Here is a 15,075-nt window from a genome sequence, read left to right as displayed (position 1 = left end):
TAAAGTTTCAAGACAAATTAAAAAAAAACTTTCTCACCAATTATCAGTAAGAAAGTTTTCGATCATCGTGCTTATAATTGTTCCTTGGCTTTTTCTAAAGCAGCTAACGCTCGATTTGCCAATGCTTCATAACGGGATTTCTTGTCTCTGATTCGCTCTGGAAGTTCTGGCAACAACCCAAAGTTTGCATTCATTGGTTGGAAGTGTTTGCCTTCAGCATGGGTGATATAATACGCCATACTACCAATCGTCGTTTCTTGTGGCATAATGATCGGTGCTTCGCCTTTTGCAAGTTTGGCAGCGTTGATGCCAGCCATCAACCCGCTGGCTGCACTTTCCACATACCCTTCGACCCCTGTCATTTGTCCAGCAAAAAAGAGGTCCTCACGTTTTTTCGATTGATAGGTTTGGTGCAAAAGCTCAGGTGAATTCATAAAACTATTCCGATGCATCACGCCATAGCGCACAAATTCAGCCTCTTCCAAGCCAGGGATCATCCGGAATACCCGTTTTTGTTCGCCCCATTTCAAATGTGTTTGAAAGCCAACGATGTTGTAAAGAGAAGCCGCCGCATTGTCTTGACGCAGCTGAATCACTGCGTAAGGACGCTTGCCAGTTTTCGGATCTTCTAACCCAACTGGTTTCATCGGACCAAACAACATGGTTTTCGGACCACGACCAGCCATGACTTCGATCGGCATACACCCTTCAAAGAATTTTTCTTTTTCGAATTCTTTCAAAGGAGCCACCTCTGCATCGACCAAGGCCTCACGAAACGCATAAAACTCCTCTTCATTCATCGGACAGTTCAGATAGGCTGCTTCACCTTTATCGTAACGAGATTTCAAATAAACTTTATCCATATTGATGGTTGATTTGTCAACGATTGGTGCTGCGGCATCATAGAAATAAAATCCTTCAGATCCGTTAAAGGCTTGGATCGCTTTTGAGAGCGGTTCAGAAGTCAATGGACCTGTCGCGATCACAGTGATGCCTTCTGGAATTTCAGTGATCTCCTCTTCGATGACTGTAACTAAAGGATGCTCCTTGACACGTTTGGTGACCAACTCTGAAAAATCATCGCGATCCACAGCTAAGGCACCACCTGCTGGAACCGCTGTTTTGTCTGCAGAAGTGATAATCACTGAATCCAAGCGACGCATTTCTTCTTTCAAGACACCGACCGCATTCGTTAAATTGTTGCCTCGTAGTGAATTGGTACAAACAAGCTCGGCAAAATTATTTGTGTGATGGGCTTCTGTCGACTTCTTAGGACGCATTTCATAAAGATTTACTGCGACACCTGCTTGCGCTGCTTGCCACGCAGCCTCGCTTCCGGCTAAACCGGCACCAATAACATTGATTTTTTTCATAGTGCTCTCCTTTTATTTCAAAAGCTCGTCTCTTTTCATAAGAAACAGCTTGTATTAATCAAAAGGACCGGCGCTTTCTTTTGTCAGCCAACGATGAGGCTGACCATTCAAGAGAATACGCCGATTCTTTTTTAACAGGAAATCCTGCTAGTTATTTTTGCACATTTTCTTCATAGTCGCCTTTGATACAAACGACTTGTTTCCCGCCTTTGACTTTCTTTTCGACTAAATAATTATCACACTTCGGACAATTACGACCCACTGGTTTGTCCCAAGAAGTAAAGTCACATTCAGGGTAGCGGGTACAACCATAAAACAACCGGTTTTTCTTCGATTTGCGTTCAACGACTTGCCCTTGATGACAGACAGGGCACTCAACGCCGATTTCTTTCACGATTGGTTTTGTGTTGCGGCAATCTGGGAAATTACTGCAAGCATAAAACTTTCCGTAGCGGCCTAATTTGATCACCATCGGATGACCACAAAGATCGCAATCAAAGCCTGCAGGTTCATCTTTGATTTGAATTTTTTCGATACTTTCTTCTGCAGTCGTCAATTCTTTTTCAAATGGGCGATAAAACTGATCGACAACTTTGACCCATTCTTCTTTCCCAGCTTCAATGCTATCCAAACTATTTTCCATTTCAGCAGTAAAATGCATATCAACAATTTGCGGGAAGAATTCCTCGATCAACGAATTGACGATCTCACCAAGTTCAGTTGGCTCAAAACGTTTTTGCGTCAATTTCACATAATAACGCCGCTGAATGGTTTCTAACGTCGGTGCATAGGTTGAAGGACGACCCACACCGTTTTCCTCAAGGGTTTTGATCAACGTTGCTTCGCTGTAACGAGCAGGTGGTTGGGTGAAATGCTGTTTCGGTTCGATCGATACGGATTGAACGACATCTCCTTCGACTAACTCTGGCAAGATGTTCTCTTTGTCTTCTTTGCCATCATCGCGTCCTTCCACATAGACCTGCATAAATCCTTTGAATTTGATCTTTGAACCATTGGCAATAAAGATGACACCATTTTGATCCAAAGTAACTTTCATCGTATCCAAAATGGCAGGCGTCATTTGACTAGCCACAAAGCGAGACCAGATCAAGCGATACAATTTTAATTGGTCTTTGTCTAAGAATTTCTCTATGGCTTCTGGCGTACGCAAAACACTGGTCGGTCTTACTGCCTCATGGGCATCCTGCGCCCCTTGTGCATTGGCGCGTTTTTTGCCACCGTGAGCGGAGAACTCTGAACCATAGGTGTTTTCGATAAATTCGGCTGCTTCCCCTTTGGCTGTGTCAGCGATTCGCGTCGAGTCGGTACGCATATAGGTAATCAAACCGACAGTCCCTTGTTTGCCAAGGGCGATCCCTTCATAGAGCTGCTGTGCGACCATCATGGTTTTCCGTGTTCGAAAATTCAGTTTGCGGGCTGCTTCTTGTTGCAAACTACTGGTGGTAAATGGTGCAGATGGATTCCGTTTGCGTTCTTTCTTTTCAACCTTTGTCACTTGAAAGTCTTTACCAGAAAGGCGATCGGTGACTTCTTTAATACTTTCAGCATTCGGTAATTTTTTCTTTTTGCCATCTAAGCCCCAAAAATTGGCTTTGAATTTCTTCGTGGCTTTTTTAAAGTTTCCATCAATGCTCCAATATTCTTCAGGAACAAAATCACGGATCTCTTTTTCACGATCAATAATGATCTTAAGCGCCACCGATTGAACACGTCCAGCACTTAACCCTTTTTTGACTTTGCGCCAAAGGATCGGACTCAATGAATACCCGACTAATCGGTCTAAGATCCGCCGTGCTTGTTGAGCATCGACGAGATCCACATCGATCGTTCTTGGCTCTTTGAAGGCTGCTTTGACCGCATCTTTAGTGATTTCATTAAAGACGACACGATTTTTATCTTTTAAATCTAGTCCAAGTAGAAAAGCTAAATGCCAAGCAATAGCTTCTCCTTCTCTATCCGGGTCACTTGCGAGGTAGACTTTTTCAGCTTTTTTCGCAGCAGAACGGAGACTTTTGATCACGTCACCTTTTCCACGGATCGAAATGTAATGAGGCTCATAATCATTTTCGACATCGATCCCCATCTTACTTTTAGGGAGATCACGAATATGACCGACACTTGCGACGACTTTGTAATTTCGTCCAAGGTATTTTTCAATGGTTTTCGCCTTTGCGGGCGATTCCACGATTACTAAATATTTATATGCCATATAAAGAATGGCTCCTTCCTGAATTTTTCCTACTATTATATTCTATCAATCAGTGAACCTATCGTATGCAGATGAAACATACAAATCGTAGCTTATCATAGCTTTCAAGAAAAGGTTTGTCAAGGAAGGTTGATTGGAAAAATCAAAAAAAGGCTAACTCTTGTAAAATATCCGACACGCTAATCGTACATTTTGCACCATCTTGAATCAAGCGGTGATAACCTTTTGACTGATCCGAAATCATTTCACCAGGCACTGCAAAAACTTCTCGTCCGTTTTCCATCGCTAACTGTGCCGTAATCAAAGAACCGCTTCTTTCCTTGGCTTCAATTACGCAGACCCCTTTTGAGATCCCAGCAATAATGCGATTGCGCAGCGGAAAGTGGTATCTTTGCGGTTTGGTATCGTGGGGATATTCGCTTAGCACCAGATGTTCTTGACGGATCTGCTGGAACAAACGGTAGGAAGATGACGGATAACAATGGTCCATCCCAGAAGCAATCACAGCAATGGTTTGTCCACGATTTCTGATGGCTGATTCATGGGCAAAGCTGTCGACACCATTGGCCAATCCGCTAACGATGGTATAATTTTCCGTCACTAGAGGTGGAATCAGCTTTTCGCAAACTTTTCGTGCGTATAAGGACGCCGTTCTTGCACCAACAAAGCCAATCATGGTCGTTTGTAGCAATTGCAGATTCCCTTCATAAAAAAGCATCAATGGCGGGTCCGCGATTTGTCGTAAAAGCATCGGATACTCCGCCGAGAAGAAAGTGAGGTAGTTTTGTGCGCCCATCTTTTGTGCGATGTGTTCGTCTGTCAATCGCTCCCATGATCGCCGAAAAACCGCACGGTGCTGTGGAAGGACCCCGATGGCAATCATCTCTTCCAGCGAACAATTCATCTCTTTTGTTTCCAACCAATGCCAAATGATCTTCCAACAACCTTGCAGACCAATTCCCTGACAGTAGTACAGTTTTATCAACTGTTTTTCAAAATCTGTTGCTTGTTGATACTTCATAAACAAAGCCCTCTTTTCTTAGTAATCTTACTTATAAGATTCGCTAAAAAAAGAGGGATGGATGAAATTTATAGATATTGTTTTACTGGCGCAAATGTTTTTCGATGAATAGGACAGATTCCGTGGGCAGCTAGCCCTTCTAAATGGACTTTGGTTCCATACCCAGCATTTTGATCAAACCCATAAAAAGGATAGACTTCATGAAAATCTTTCATTAAATTGTCTCGATATACCTTGGCGATGATACTTGCTGCGGCAATGGAAATGGAACGGGCATCTCCTTTGATCAAGCTTTGTTGAGGGATTTCCGTATCGATCGTCATCGCATCGATCAGTAAATACTCGGGCTTGACTGCTAAGTCGATCAAGGCTTCTTTCATTGCTAGACGACTGGCTTGATAGATATTGATCCGATCGATCTCTTCTGGACTGACCACACCGATACCGACAGCAACGGCTTTGTTTTGAATTTCGATAAACAGCTCTTCTCTTTTCTTGGCAGAAAGCTGTTTGGAATCATTTAGACCTAAGATCTGACATTCCTTAGGCAAGATGACCGCAGCTGACACAACGGGTCCTGCTAATGGTCCGCGCCCCACTTCATCTAAACCAGCAATAAAACGGGCGCCTTGCTGAAATGCTTCGTTTTCAAAACGCATCATTTCTTCGTATTTTTCCTGCAATAGCTGGTGTTTCACTCGCTGTTTCTCGTATTGTTGCAGCAGCTTTTGGACCCCTGCTCGTTCATCTGCTTGCAGCACCTGCAAATACGCTTGGTCATTGAAAGCTGGATCAAATAATCGCTCTTTGATTGTCTTAATCGGTTGTTTCATCTTGGCTTTCCATTTCCTCCACTCGATCTAGTGTATATCGGCCCAATTTCCCTTGCCGAATGTCGAAGACAACGAGTTCGCTTCCTCGATCGTAATTGTCTTTATAGCCACGTTTTTCCGTGATTTTCATCAACAGATCGGGCGCTAACAACGCCTCTTCTTCCGCTTTTAGTTGGTAACGATTCGCGATTCTTTCAGGATAATAGCGGGCAAAAAAATCAAGACCATACAATGCGATATCATCCAAATGGATCAGCTGGTCTTTGATCGCTCCGGTCAATGCCAGCTTCTTGCCGATCTCAGGATCTTCAAATTTTGGCCATAAGATCCCAGGCGTATCTAGAAGCTCTAGATCAGTCCCAAAACGCAGCCATTGCTGCCCTTTCGTCACGCCGGGTTTATTGCCCGTCTGAGCGATTTTCTTCCCTACTAAGCGGTTCATCAAGGTCGATTTTCCGACATTCGGGATGCCGATCACCATTGCTCGAATCGCACGAGGCTTCAAGCCTCTCGCTTTGTCGCGAGCAATTTTTTCCTTCAAGACTTGTTTTGCTGTAGGAACAATGGCTTTAACCCCTTGATTGTCTTGGGCGTTGATTGCCAGTGCTAGATAGCCTTGTGCTTGGAAATAATGCTCCCATTTTTTGGTTTGAACGGGATCTGCGAGATCCGCTTTATTGATCAAGATCAATCGTGGTTTTTGTTGTAATAATTGATCTAACATGGGATTGCGGGATGAAATCGGCAAGCGTGCGTCCACGAGTTCAAAAACGATATCCACGAACTTTAATTTTTCACTTACTTCACGTCTGGCTTTCGCCATATGGCCTGGAAACCATTGAATGGTCATTTGAACGTTTTCCTCCTTGGTACTTCTTCGAATTGATAAAAAAGACAGTCGTTTTTATATTCGTGTAGTCTATAGGTGACAAGAACGAAGGCTACTTGCTTTTTTGAGTCTGAAAAACCCATCAGTGCAGCAAACTAGCCGAACTGTTTGCGGATCAAGGTTCTTTTTCCAACCTGATGCATAGGAAAAGCTTCGAGCGCGTTTGTTTCAACGCTCCTTGACTTTTAATTTTGGGGAAGTGGTTGAATGAAGCATCCTTACCGCTTTATTTTGGTTTTTCATAACACACTCACAATAGTCTGACTGCTTTTTTGCTATCTTTTATCTTAGTTATTGTACCATATTTCACACGACATGTTTCATTATGACTTAGGTTAAAAAGTCATTTTCTTCTACTTATTGAGAAAAACAAACGATCCTTACTTTTCATCAATGGAAGTATTCGAATGAAGACGTTTTTTCCGCTGAATCCTGTTACTAATCAACAAGAGGAGGATAAGAACAGTGATCACGCCTAGCATCAATCCTACTTTTTGCTGCTGTACTTTTTTGGCGGCGGCTGTTTCTTTTTCTTCAACATAAGGAATTCTTTTGCCCCGTACCAATAAACGATGGCTATTGACCATATAGGGGGTACAGGTCAACAGCGTGACGTAATCGCTGCCTTTCACAATTTTTAATGCCTGAGTATCATCAGGGTCGACCGTTTTTATTTGATCTACTTGATACGCCAATGTATCATCAAACGTTTCGATATAAAACTCATCGCCGATCTGCAGCTTAGGCAGATCAGTAAAGAGCGTTGCACTCGTTAACCCACGGTGTCCGCACAGAACAGCATGGGTATCTTCACCACCTATTGGATACGAAGCGCCCTCCAATAATGTTGCGCCTCTTTTTAACAACGTATCGGTGGTTTGATCAAAAATCGGGAGGGCGACACCGATTACGGGGATCTTTAAAACACCGATCGTATGTCGTTCATAGTAATCAGGTGTATCAACTGATTCTGAGTCTCTTGTTTCTGATAAATCTTGCGTTTCTTTGATTCCAGGATTGCTGGGTTGCTGTGCCAGCTCTTGATTTGCTCGTTCCAACTGGTTCCTTTTTTGCTGTTTTTCTATTTCACTCATTTTTTTGGCTTGGCTTTGGTAGTAACTGATCAACTGTTGATCCAAAATCGTGTTGAGCTGATTACTTACAAAAGGATAACTGATGATCAAAACCCCTAGCAGCAGCAGAACACCCATCAGAAAATCCAACAAAGTTACTTTTTTAGTTGGTGCTTTTGCGCCATTTCTTCGTCTGATACTCATCGTGCTTTTTCATCTCATTTACTTACCCTTTCCGTTTTACAAAATAACCCCCTGCTAAACCAACGATCACCACTCCGATTGCGCCCATTAAATACGTGCCGACACCACCAGTTGCTGGTAAGGTTCCTTTGCGGCGGTTAGGAACTTTTTCGGGCTCTCCCAATTGCTCTTTCGTTCCATAAGAAGTTTCATGCACTTCAAAAGCGATGCGATTTGTTAGCAGCACGTAATTTTTCGGTGCTTTTACTTCTTCCAAATAGTACGTGCCAAATTTCATCCCGATGATATCAACCAATCCATCTGTACCTGTGGTAAATTTCGTCGCTTCATCCGCTGTTTGCACCCAAGATACCTGTTTGGTTCCCTCTTCGATTTTCAAGTAGTTGGCATCATCACGGTCTTGATCTCGTACAACAAAAACTGCATCTGCCAGCGCTTCGGTAGCGGTCACAGCCCCATCGACTTTTAAGAAGCGTTTGCCCCCTGTCAAAACTTCCACGCTTGGCGGCGTTTGATCCGTCATGAAATCTGTTTCTACATTTGCTTCATTCTTAAAGCCATTGATAGGCATAGCCTGTTCATTTAAATACATATAATACACAAAGCGCAATTGATTTCCCGGCGTTAATTGCGGCACAAATTCTGGATTGATGGTTACCGTAAAGCCATGCTCTTTTTCCGTTACTTGATAGTTCGTTGAATCGATTTTCTTTTCTCCATCATACAACGCATAGCCAGTTTCTCCCTCTGCTGTGTTTTCAAAAGTCAATGCTGGATCGTGCGCATCGATCAATTGGAAATGTTTGTATTTGTTTTCTGCTCCTACTTTGTCTTGGATACCTAATGGGATATTGACCGTTAGGTGATATTGAATTCTTTCGCCGATTCCCACGTCTTTGCCGTCTAATTGTGGTGTTGTTTTGGTAACATTTGTCGTGTCATTCTTGACTGTTAACTCAACCGTGACGTCATTGCCTGCTGCGATCGAAAAATCCTTGATGGTTTCTTGCTCGATCAAGGCGGCTTGACTTGGGGCTTTCGTTTCCTCTAATTGATAGGTGCCTGCTTCTAACTGCTCAACTTTTAACTGTCCTTTTTGGTTTTCTTCAACATCGATGGTCGTTTCTCCAGCAGCATATTGTTTACCTGTTAAAAAGCGGTACGCTGCTTGTTTGTCAGTCGTCCACGTATAAAGTCCATCGTCTGCACTTAAGATATATTTCTTGGTCTGTTGGTTTCCTTCTTGCTTTGAGATGACAAATTCCGCATCATTCAGTGGTTCGTTTTCCCCCGTTCCTCGTTTATTCACAAGGAGCGTTCCTTCATTTGTGACAGTATTTTTAGGATAAAGATGAATCGTGTCTAATTCTTCTTCCCCGTAAGCATACGACCCGTCTGCTTGTTGGATCATTTCGTAAACAGGAAAGGCGATCACCATGTTCTCAGCAGTGGTAACACCGTCTTTAGGGTCTTCTACAATGGTGTAAACTGCATCCCGATCGGCTTGTTTTTTCGGCAATTCAAAAACCAAATCACCGGCTGCATCTGTTTTCCCGCTAGCTACAGGGGAACCAGGCGTCAAGGTTTGGACTTGACGCTTGGCTTCTTCAACGGATGCCCCTGCAGATCGTTTTTCATAAAATGCTGTGGTCACATCATAGACAGAAAAAGTGACATCGGCTAAGCCTTGGTATTGATCAAACTCTGCCATCTCAGTCCCACTATTTTGAATCAATGAACCTGGCAAATTGACCATTTTCTTTTTATGCAGATGGATCTGTGCCAAATTGCTCTCTGCGGATACTTGCTGATTTTTCGTTCCAAAAAAGACAAATGGCAGAAGTAAAAATAGGAGACAAACCATTTTCGTATGATTAAAAATCTTTTTCATTGTTCTTTCCTCTCTTCTATGTTTGATGTTTTCGTTTTTTCACGAATGGTCAAATTACTTTAATGAGGGCTTATCTTTGCGCGTAACGTACAGATAGCTACCTGTTAAAAGGACTAGTAGACCTGCTGAAAGAATCGCCAGCCACCCATGCCAATTCCCTCCTGTTTCAGGAAGAGACACTTTCACTTGATTGGTGACGATCAATTCTATTTGATTGTTCTTTTCTCCAGAAACAAGAAGATTCGGCTGCAATTTTTCGTCAATCAAGACACTGCCATCCTCTTCGATCCTGATTTTCACAGGTGCTGTTAAACCAGCATAGCCTGTAGGCGTAACAATTTCTTCTAAGGTATAGCTGCCTGGTGTTAGATCATAGAAATGAAATACCGCTAGCGATTCTTGGGATTCTGGTAATTCTATCGTCTGACCGTTTCCGCTTAAGCGGAATTTGGCTCCCTCAAGCGCTTGTCCCAGTTCATCCTGTTTATTGACCACCAAATCAAAAGGTTTTAACTGATTGCCATGGGTAAGAGTCCAACAGTTGGCATCTGCAGCGACGTTTTCCCCTTGATACTGGAGCTTTCCGTCTGAACCAACGACAAACTCATAATCACCAGCAATCGTATCGTATCCAAGCGGACCAGCTGTTTCTGAGATGCGATAAGCGCCCGGCTCAAGGATCGTAAATTCAGCCATCCCCACATCATTCGATGTTTCTGAGGCAATTTCTTGATAATCCCCCGCTGCTGTTTTTTGTTGCAGAGAAAAGACAGCCCCAGCTAACAGTACTTGCTGCTCTTTTTGTACCGTATATTTTCGAATAGCAACTGGAATTTCTGTAAACGGATTGGTGATCTCCAGCGTAATCGTATGATCGTCCACTGTGACGGGTTGCCCATCGATCGTCGTATTCCCTTGCGCATCGATATGAATTAGCCACTCTGTCTGCTTAGACAAATGATGTCCCGCCGGTGCAGTGACTTCCTCCAAACGATAGGTCTGATCTTTTTGCAACACAGTATCTGCTGGCAGCCCATACGTTCCATCCCCTTGATCCACAAGGGTCACTGTCTCTCCTGCCCCCGTTAATTCAAAAACGGCACCTGTCAGCTTCACCTCTCCTACAGCGGATTTTTTGATCAGGTTTAATGCCAAGGGCACAAACGCCTTTGTGTTTTTCCATGTATAAGCGTCCACTTTTGTCGCTTCATAACCTGCCACTGCTCGTTCATTTGTGACTTGATAATCAAAAGTTTCTCCTTGATTGTTATACAGCGGCAGTAAACGGGTTTCTTCGTACTCCGTCCCATCCTTTTCAGAAAGCGCGTAAACCTTGCTTCGTTCCCAAGTTGTCTGATCTTGGGCATCGGTCTCAGTAAGTTTGAGATACCCTGTTTGCCAGCTATTCTCATTGCTGACAGGACTCCTACTTATTTCAAAATAGATCGTTTCGGGACGACTGGAGGTATCGCCATCGTATTCTTCCCAGTGTTTTTTGATCGTCACCTCCTTCCCAGGTGCTTTGGCGGATGGCACACCAAACAATGCCTTTTGATCGGACTGATGATTCGGATAAAATACCGTTTCGCCATTCATTTGATACCAAGTATCTGGTTTAAAATCCGCTGCTTCTGTTTGAATCCGCACTTGATAATGAATTTGCAGTTCTTGCCCTTCTCCTAAATAAAGACCAGAAGCATGGATTGTATTGTCAGACATCGAAATGTCAGGCTGCACCGTTAGAGCAGCCGACCCGACACTTTTGACGGACAAGCTATTTTCTTCGTAGACAAATGGCTGCGAAATGGGGTCAGTAATCTCGCCATCGGTGACTGTTGCCGAAATGTGAAGGGCTTTTTTCTCGAGATAGTCGGCAATATCCGCTGCTTCATTGGCTGACTCATAATAAAGATGGCCATCTTCATCAGCAGAAACCATCTGTCTCATTTTTTTCTCGACATCGGCCTTTGTATACCCAGCGGTTTGATCTCCTTGCAGTTGAATCCCCAACCCATGAATCTCGATACCGCGTTCTTTTAACGCCATCGCTTCACCAATCGTGGCGATAAAGGTATTGTTGATCCATTTATAATTGTTCTGTTGATCAAACGCAAAATAGCCATTGTAGAGAAACGATGTATTCATCGGCTGGTCTTGAGTAAGAGAAAAGGCGGTTCCATAATAACTGCCGTCTGCCTGGGTATGCACTTTAGACACATGATAACTGTAAGTAGGAACGCCATCCGTTAGCAAAACGATGACTTTCTTATGTCCATTTTGCGTCGATAGCATATCCCCTGCTTGACGTAGCCCCCTTTGTGTAAAGGTTCCCCCAGCTGCTGTTTCTGGCGTCATCGATCGGATCGTCTCTTTGACTTCAGAAAATTTTCCTAATTGGCAGGTTTTGTTTTGATAATTGCTGCCATCACTGGAATAACCGACATAGCCCATGTAGACACTATCCTGAATGCCGCTTCCTTCAATTTGATTCAAAAAGCGATCCACGCCTTTTTTCACTTCTGCGATCCGTCCCATCTCATTCATACTGCCTGACCAATCCACTACCAACACGACATCGATGGGATCAATTTGACGTTGAACATTCCCTCGTACATTCAGGTAGACATCAAATAGTCCCGGGGTATTCGTCTCTTTGGCAAATTTTCGTAGCGCGAAATCTGCTTCGTCTCCTACACCACCATATTCAATATATGAATGGGTCAAATTTGCTGGATCGCCATTCCATGTAGTTATGCCGTCCCACGTTTCGCCTGCATCCTTGTTCCCCTGATGATTTAAGACGTTACTGTTTTCATCAGTTTTCCAGTTCGCCGCAGGATACGTCCCGCTTTGGTCTGTCGTATAATCTGGTTCAATCGAAGCAAAAGTTTGTGAAACGGTCGTTTTTTGATAAAGACGTTCTTGTTTAAATGGTTCAATGAGCGTTTCCGCTTCAGAAGCACTTGTCGCCGTTCCTGTCTCATTTGTCTCTTCCTTCGTCTCTTCCTTCGTTTCTTCGTTCGAAACTTCTTTTGACCCTTCAGTCGCCGTTTGCTCCGATGCCGACTCGCTCACTGCTTCTGAGGAGGATCCAGTGCCAGAATTGACTTCTGACGTTTCTGAAGAAGCAGAATTTGTGGCAAGTGGGATTTCAAAAACTGACTCATTCAAAGACAGTAGGTTGTACGATTCTTCACGTTCCTTGTCATATTCTTCGATCTGAATCGTCAATTTTAGCTTTTTCGTTTCTTCAGGCAGCTGAAAGATTAGTTCTTGTTCCGTTGGTGTTTGCAAGAAATCTTGGGTTGTAAGCCAAGACTGTGCGGAATCATCCTTGACTTGAGTCATCTCTTCATTGCTTGTTTTTAATAACAACTGTTCCTTCGTGTCATCGATCGCATATAGTTGTACCCAGAGACGCTGCTGTTTGTTTTTTTGTGGTAGCTGATAGCATAAAGAAAATTGATTGCCCACTTGGTGACCAGTCAGCTTGATCTGCTTCGTTTCAGCAATAGTGATCGTGTTTTCTTCTTGTGCACTTGCTGTCCCGTTTATTTGCAAACTCGAATAAATGAAAAATAGTATCCCCCCTAACATACAGAAAATGAAAGAGAACCAGTGGTGTCTCTTTGTCAAAAACATAAAAAGACCTCCTTTCAAAGAATCAAAAATTACAAGCTGATCATACAAGAAAGAAGCAAAAGGCACCTCTTTTTTTTATTTTCTGAAAAATAGAACTAATTGGCACACCTGTAGTTATTCATAAGAAAAAAAAGTTAGTTATTTTAAAGTTAATTCATTATCGACATGTTATTTAATAATGTAAAAAAACTATCGTTTTTCACCTGCGATTTCTATTTTTATTCTTTATGAGACAGTTCTATGAAAAATTTGTCTCAATTTTTCTAAAAAAAAAGCAAAAGTTTTGAGACGTGTCTTTACACCGTTATATAAATACGTTATTAATAAAACAAGAAGGTGATCATTTGATTGAAAAAATACTCTTAGATACCCGAGCGTTAGACAAAATCGGACTCTACGGAAAACTATTATCAATTGCTCCGGGTGAATACAACCTAGAGTTCGTGAAAAATCTGACCCATTTGAGTGCAACACGATTGAAAAGTTTACTTTCCTCGATCCAACTCGACTTGCAAAACCTCTCCCCAGTGAATCTTTCATTACATAAAAACACCCTGAATCTTCCTAAAAATTTGATTGAATACAACCAATATCAGCAATTTTTAGCGCAAGAAAGCATTTCTTACAAATTATTGTTAAGCATCTTGACCAATCAAGATGAAAGTTTACTGGCATTTTGCCAAAGAAACTATATCAGTCGTTCGACTTGCTTTCGGCAAACAAAGAAGCTGCAAGACCATTTGAAAGAATTCAACGTGACGTTAAATCAGTCCGCTATGGCACTTACAGGTTCGGAGATGGTGATTCGCATCTTATTGTTTAATTTTATCTGGCACATTTCTTTAGGAGATAGTTTGGCGAGGGCATTTGATCAAGAGATCGAAGAACTTTTTGTAACTTACGAAGGAACGAAGTACAAAAGCAAGTATGAGATTGGCAAAAAAGAAGCCTTGCTTCATTGCAAAATCTGTCTATTTCGTATCAAGAATGGTCACGCGACAAATCTTTATCAGTTAACGAACCAGTCCTTTATTCCCAGTGGTGAAAATCTTGATTTCTTTTCAGCGTTTTTTGAAATCATTGATTCAGCGATAGATATTCTTGAGATCAATGCTTTGTTTTTCCTTTTTTATTACTGGCCGATGCTAACTTCAGCAGCAGACGTGCGCCTTCCGATCATTCAAGACTGTTACAAGCATGAAAAATCGGAGTTAAAGGAACTGATGGCTGAATTTGAAGCACACTGCCAAAAATTTCTCTGTGATTTTGATTTCGACCATCAATCGTTTCTTTATATGAATACATATCTTACATTGCTGAAGTTCTGCATATTCAAGCAAAAAGTCCCTCTTTTAAATTTTTTCGAAACAACTGTAATCAAAGATAAGTACCCATTACATACGATTTTGACAAATACGATTCAGAGTTTTTGGCGTAAAATAGCAAACCGCAAAGGCTACGAGTGGTTAAAAGCCTGTTATACGGATCTTGCTTTTTATCAAGCGTGTTTGCTTTACCCCATTTACATCGAAAAGGAACAGAAATATAAGCTTAAAGTTGCTTTTGTCTATGTATCCAATTACTTGGTCTCAATGGAAGTGTTTAATATATGTGAACGATTGCCCTATGTTGAAATTGAACGGATCACGCTGCCCACAGAGGAACCCTTTGACTTTTATATTCTGAGTTCCCCACAGCTTTTACCTCCTTTTACAACCGAGGAAAACACTGCGATCATTGATTTTTGCCGCTACCGTGATTTTGAAACGAATCTATGTCAGAAACTCTTGGCTGCTTTTAATGAAAAAATACAAAGAATAACTGCCAATAGCGCCTAAGTTCACCCTTTTCTCGATACAAATCACATCCTTTTGAAAAAGGATCATTGCTATACAAAATCCCCCCTTGGAATCAACAGA

At 42.3% G+C, this 15,075-nt stretch carries 9 protein-coding genes; 1 reads left to right on the top strand and 8 read right to left on the bottom strand.

The annotated features are described in order from the left end of the window. Positions 1-71 precede the first annotated feature (71 nt). The 8 genes from trmFO to ACI3E5_RS12030 form a co-directional block, all read right to left on the bottom strand. Complete coding sequence (trmFO, locus tag ACI3E5_RS12065; protein WP_498821769.1) at positions 72-1,373, bottom strand: FADH(2)-oxidizing methylenetetrahydrofolate--tRNA-(uracil(54)-C(5))-methyltransferase TrmFO; 1,302 nt, start codon at positions 1,371-1,373, stop codon at positions 72-74. Positions 1,374-1,524: 151 nt separating this feature from the next. Continuing rightward, on the bottom strand, positions 1,525-3,603 hold the full coding sequence (topA, locus tag ACI3E5_RS12060; protein ID WP_325844941.1) for a type I DNA topoisomerase: 2,079 nt from the start codon (positions 3,601-3,603) through the stop codon (positions 1,525-1,527). A 142-nt stretch (positions 3,604-3,745) separates the two neighbouring features. Then, the gene (gene dprA / locus ACI3E5_RS12055; RefSeq protein WP_498821767.1) at positions 3,746-4,624 is read right to left on the bottom strand and encodes a DNA-processing protein DprA; all 879 of its coding nucleotides are present in this window, start codon (positions 4,622-4,624) and stop codon (positions 3,746-3,748) included. Between the two features lie 68 nt (positions 4,625-4,692). Then, a complete protein-coding gene (rnhB, locus tag ACI3E5_RS12050) occupies positions 4,693-5,457 on the bottom strand; it encodes a ribonuclease HII (protein WP_325844938.1) in 765 nt (254 codons plus the stop codon). After that, on the bottom strand, positions 5,441-6,307 hold the full coding sequence (gene ylqF / locus ACI3E5_RS12045) for a ribosome biogenesis GTPase YlqF (RefSeq protein ID WP_005229614.1): 867 nt from the start codon (positions 6,305-6,307) through the stop codon (positions 5,441-5,443). Before ylqF ends, rnhB begins: the two co-directional genes overlap by 17 nt. A 419-nt stretch (positions 6,308-6,726) precedes the next feature. Then, positions 6,727-7,623: a class C sortase gene (locus ACI3E5_RS12040; RefSeq protein WP_325844936.1), complete on the bottom strand. Its 897-nt coding sequence runs from the start codon at positions 7,621-7,623 to the stop codon at positions 6,727-6,729. A 22-nt stretch (positions 7,624-7,645) separates the two neighbouring features. Further along, on the bottom strand, positions 7,646-9,514 hold the full coding sequence (locus tag ACI3E5_RS12035) for a SpaH/EbpB family LPXTG-anchored major pilin (RefSeq protein WP_325844933.1): 1,869 nt from the start codon (positions 9,512-9,514) through the stop codon (positions 7,646-7,648). 54 nt (positions 9,515-9,568) lie between these two features. Beyond that, positions 9,569-13,156: a SpaA isopeptide-forming pilin-related protein gene (locus ACI3E5_RS12030; RefSeq protein ID WP_325844931.1), complete on the bottom strand. Its 3,588-nt coding sequence runs from the start codon at positions 13,154-13,156 to the stop codon at positions 9,569-9,571. A gap of 344 nt (positions 13,157-13,500) precedes the next feature. Between ACI3E5_RS12030 and ACI3E5_RS12025 the strand changes: the two genes are divergently transcribed. Beyond that, positions 13,501-14,994, top strand: a complete 1,494-nt coding sequence (locus ACI3E5_RS12025) for a helix-turn-helix domain-containing protein (RefSeq protein WP_213356687.1) — start codon at positions 13,501-13,503, stop codon at positions 14,992-14,994. Positions 14,995-15,075: the final 81 nt, after the last annotated feature.

It is taken from the genome of Candidatus Enterococcus avicola, assembly GCF_047470845.1.
GTDB classification, from domain to species: Bacteria; Bacillota; Bacilli; order Lactobacillales; family Enterococcaceae; genus Enterococcus_D; species Enterococcus_D casseliflavus.
This window is presented reverse-complemented; position numbering and strand designations above follow the sequence as displayed.

Excerpts from the sequence above, each read along its gene's own strand:
- trmFO (WP_498821769.1), bottom strand. The coding sequence starts at position 1,373 with ATGAAAAAAATCAATGTTATTGGTGCCGGTTTAGCCGGAAGCGAGGCT.
- topA (WP_325844941.1), bottom strand. The coding sequence starts at position 3,603 with ATGGCATATAAATATTTAGTAATCGTGGAATCGCCCGCAAAGGCGAAA.
- dprA (WP_498821767.1), bottom strand. The coding sequence starts at position 4,624 with ATGAAGTATCAACAAGCAACAGATTTTGAAAAACAGTTGATAAAACTG.
- rnhB (WP_325844938.1), bottom strand. The coding sequence starts at position 5,457 with ATGAAACAACCGATTAAGACAATCAAAGAGCGATTATTTGATCCAGCT.
- ylqF (WP_005229614.1), bottom strand. The coding sequence starts at position 6,307 with ATGACCATTCAATGGTTTCCAGGCCATATGGCGAAAGCCAGACGTGAA.
- ACI3E5_RS12040 (WP_325844936.1), bottom strand. The coding sequence starts at position 7,623 with ATGAGTATCAGACGAAGAAATGGCGCAAAAGCACCAACTAAAAAAGTA.
- ACI3E5_RS12035 (WP_325844933.1), bottom strand. The coding sequence starts at position 9,514 with ATGAAAAAGATTTTTAATCATACGAAAATGGTTTGTCTCCTATTTTTA.
- ACI3E5_RS12030 (WP_325844931.1), bottom strand. The coding sequence starts at position 13,156 with ATGTTTTTGACAAAGAGACACCACTGGTTCTCTTTCATTTTCTGTATG.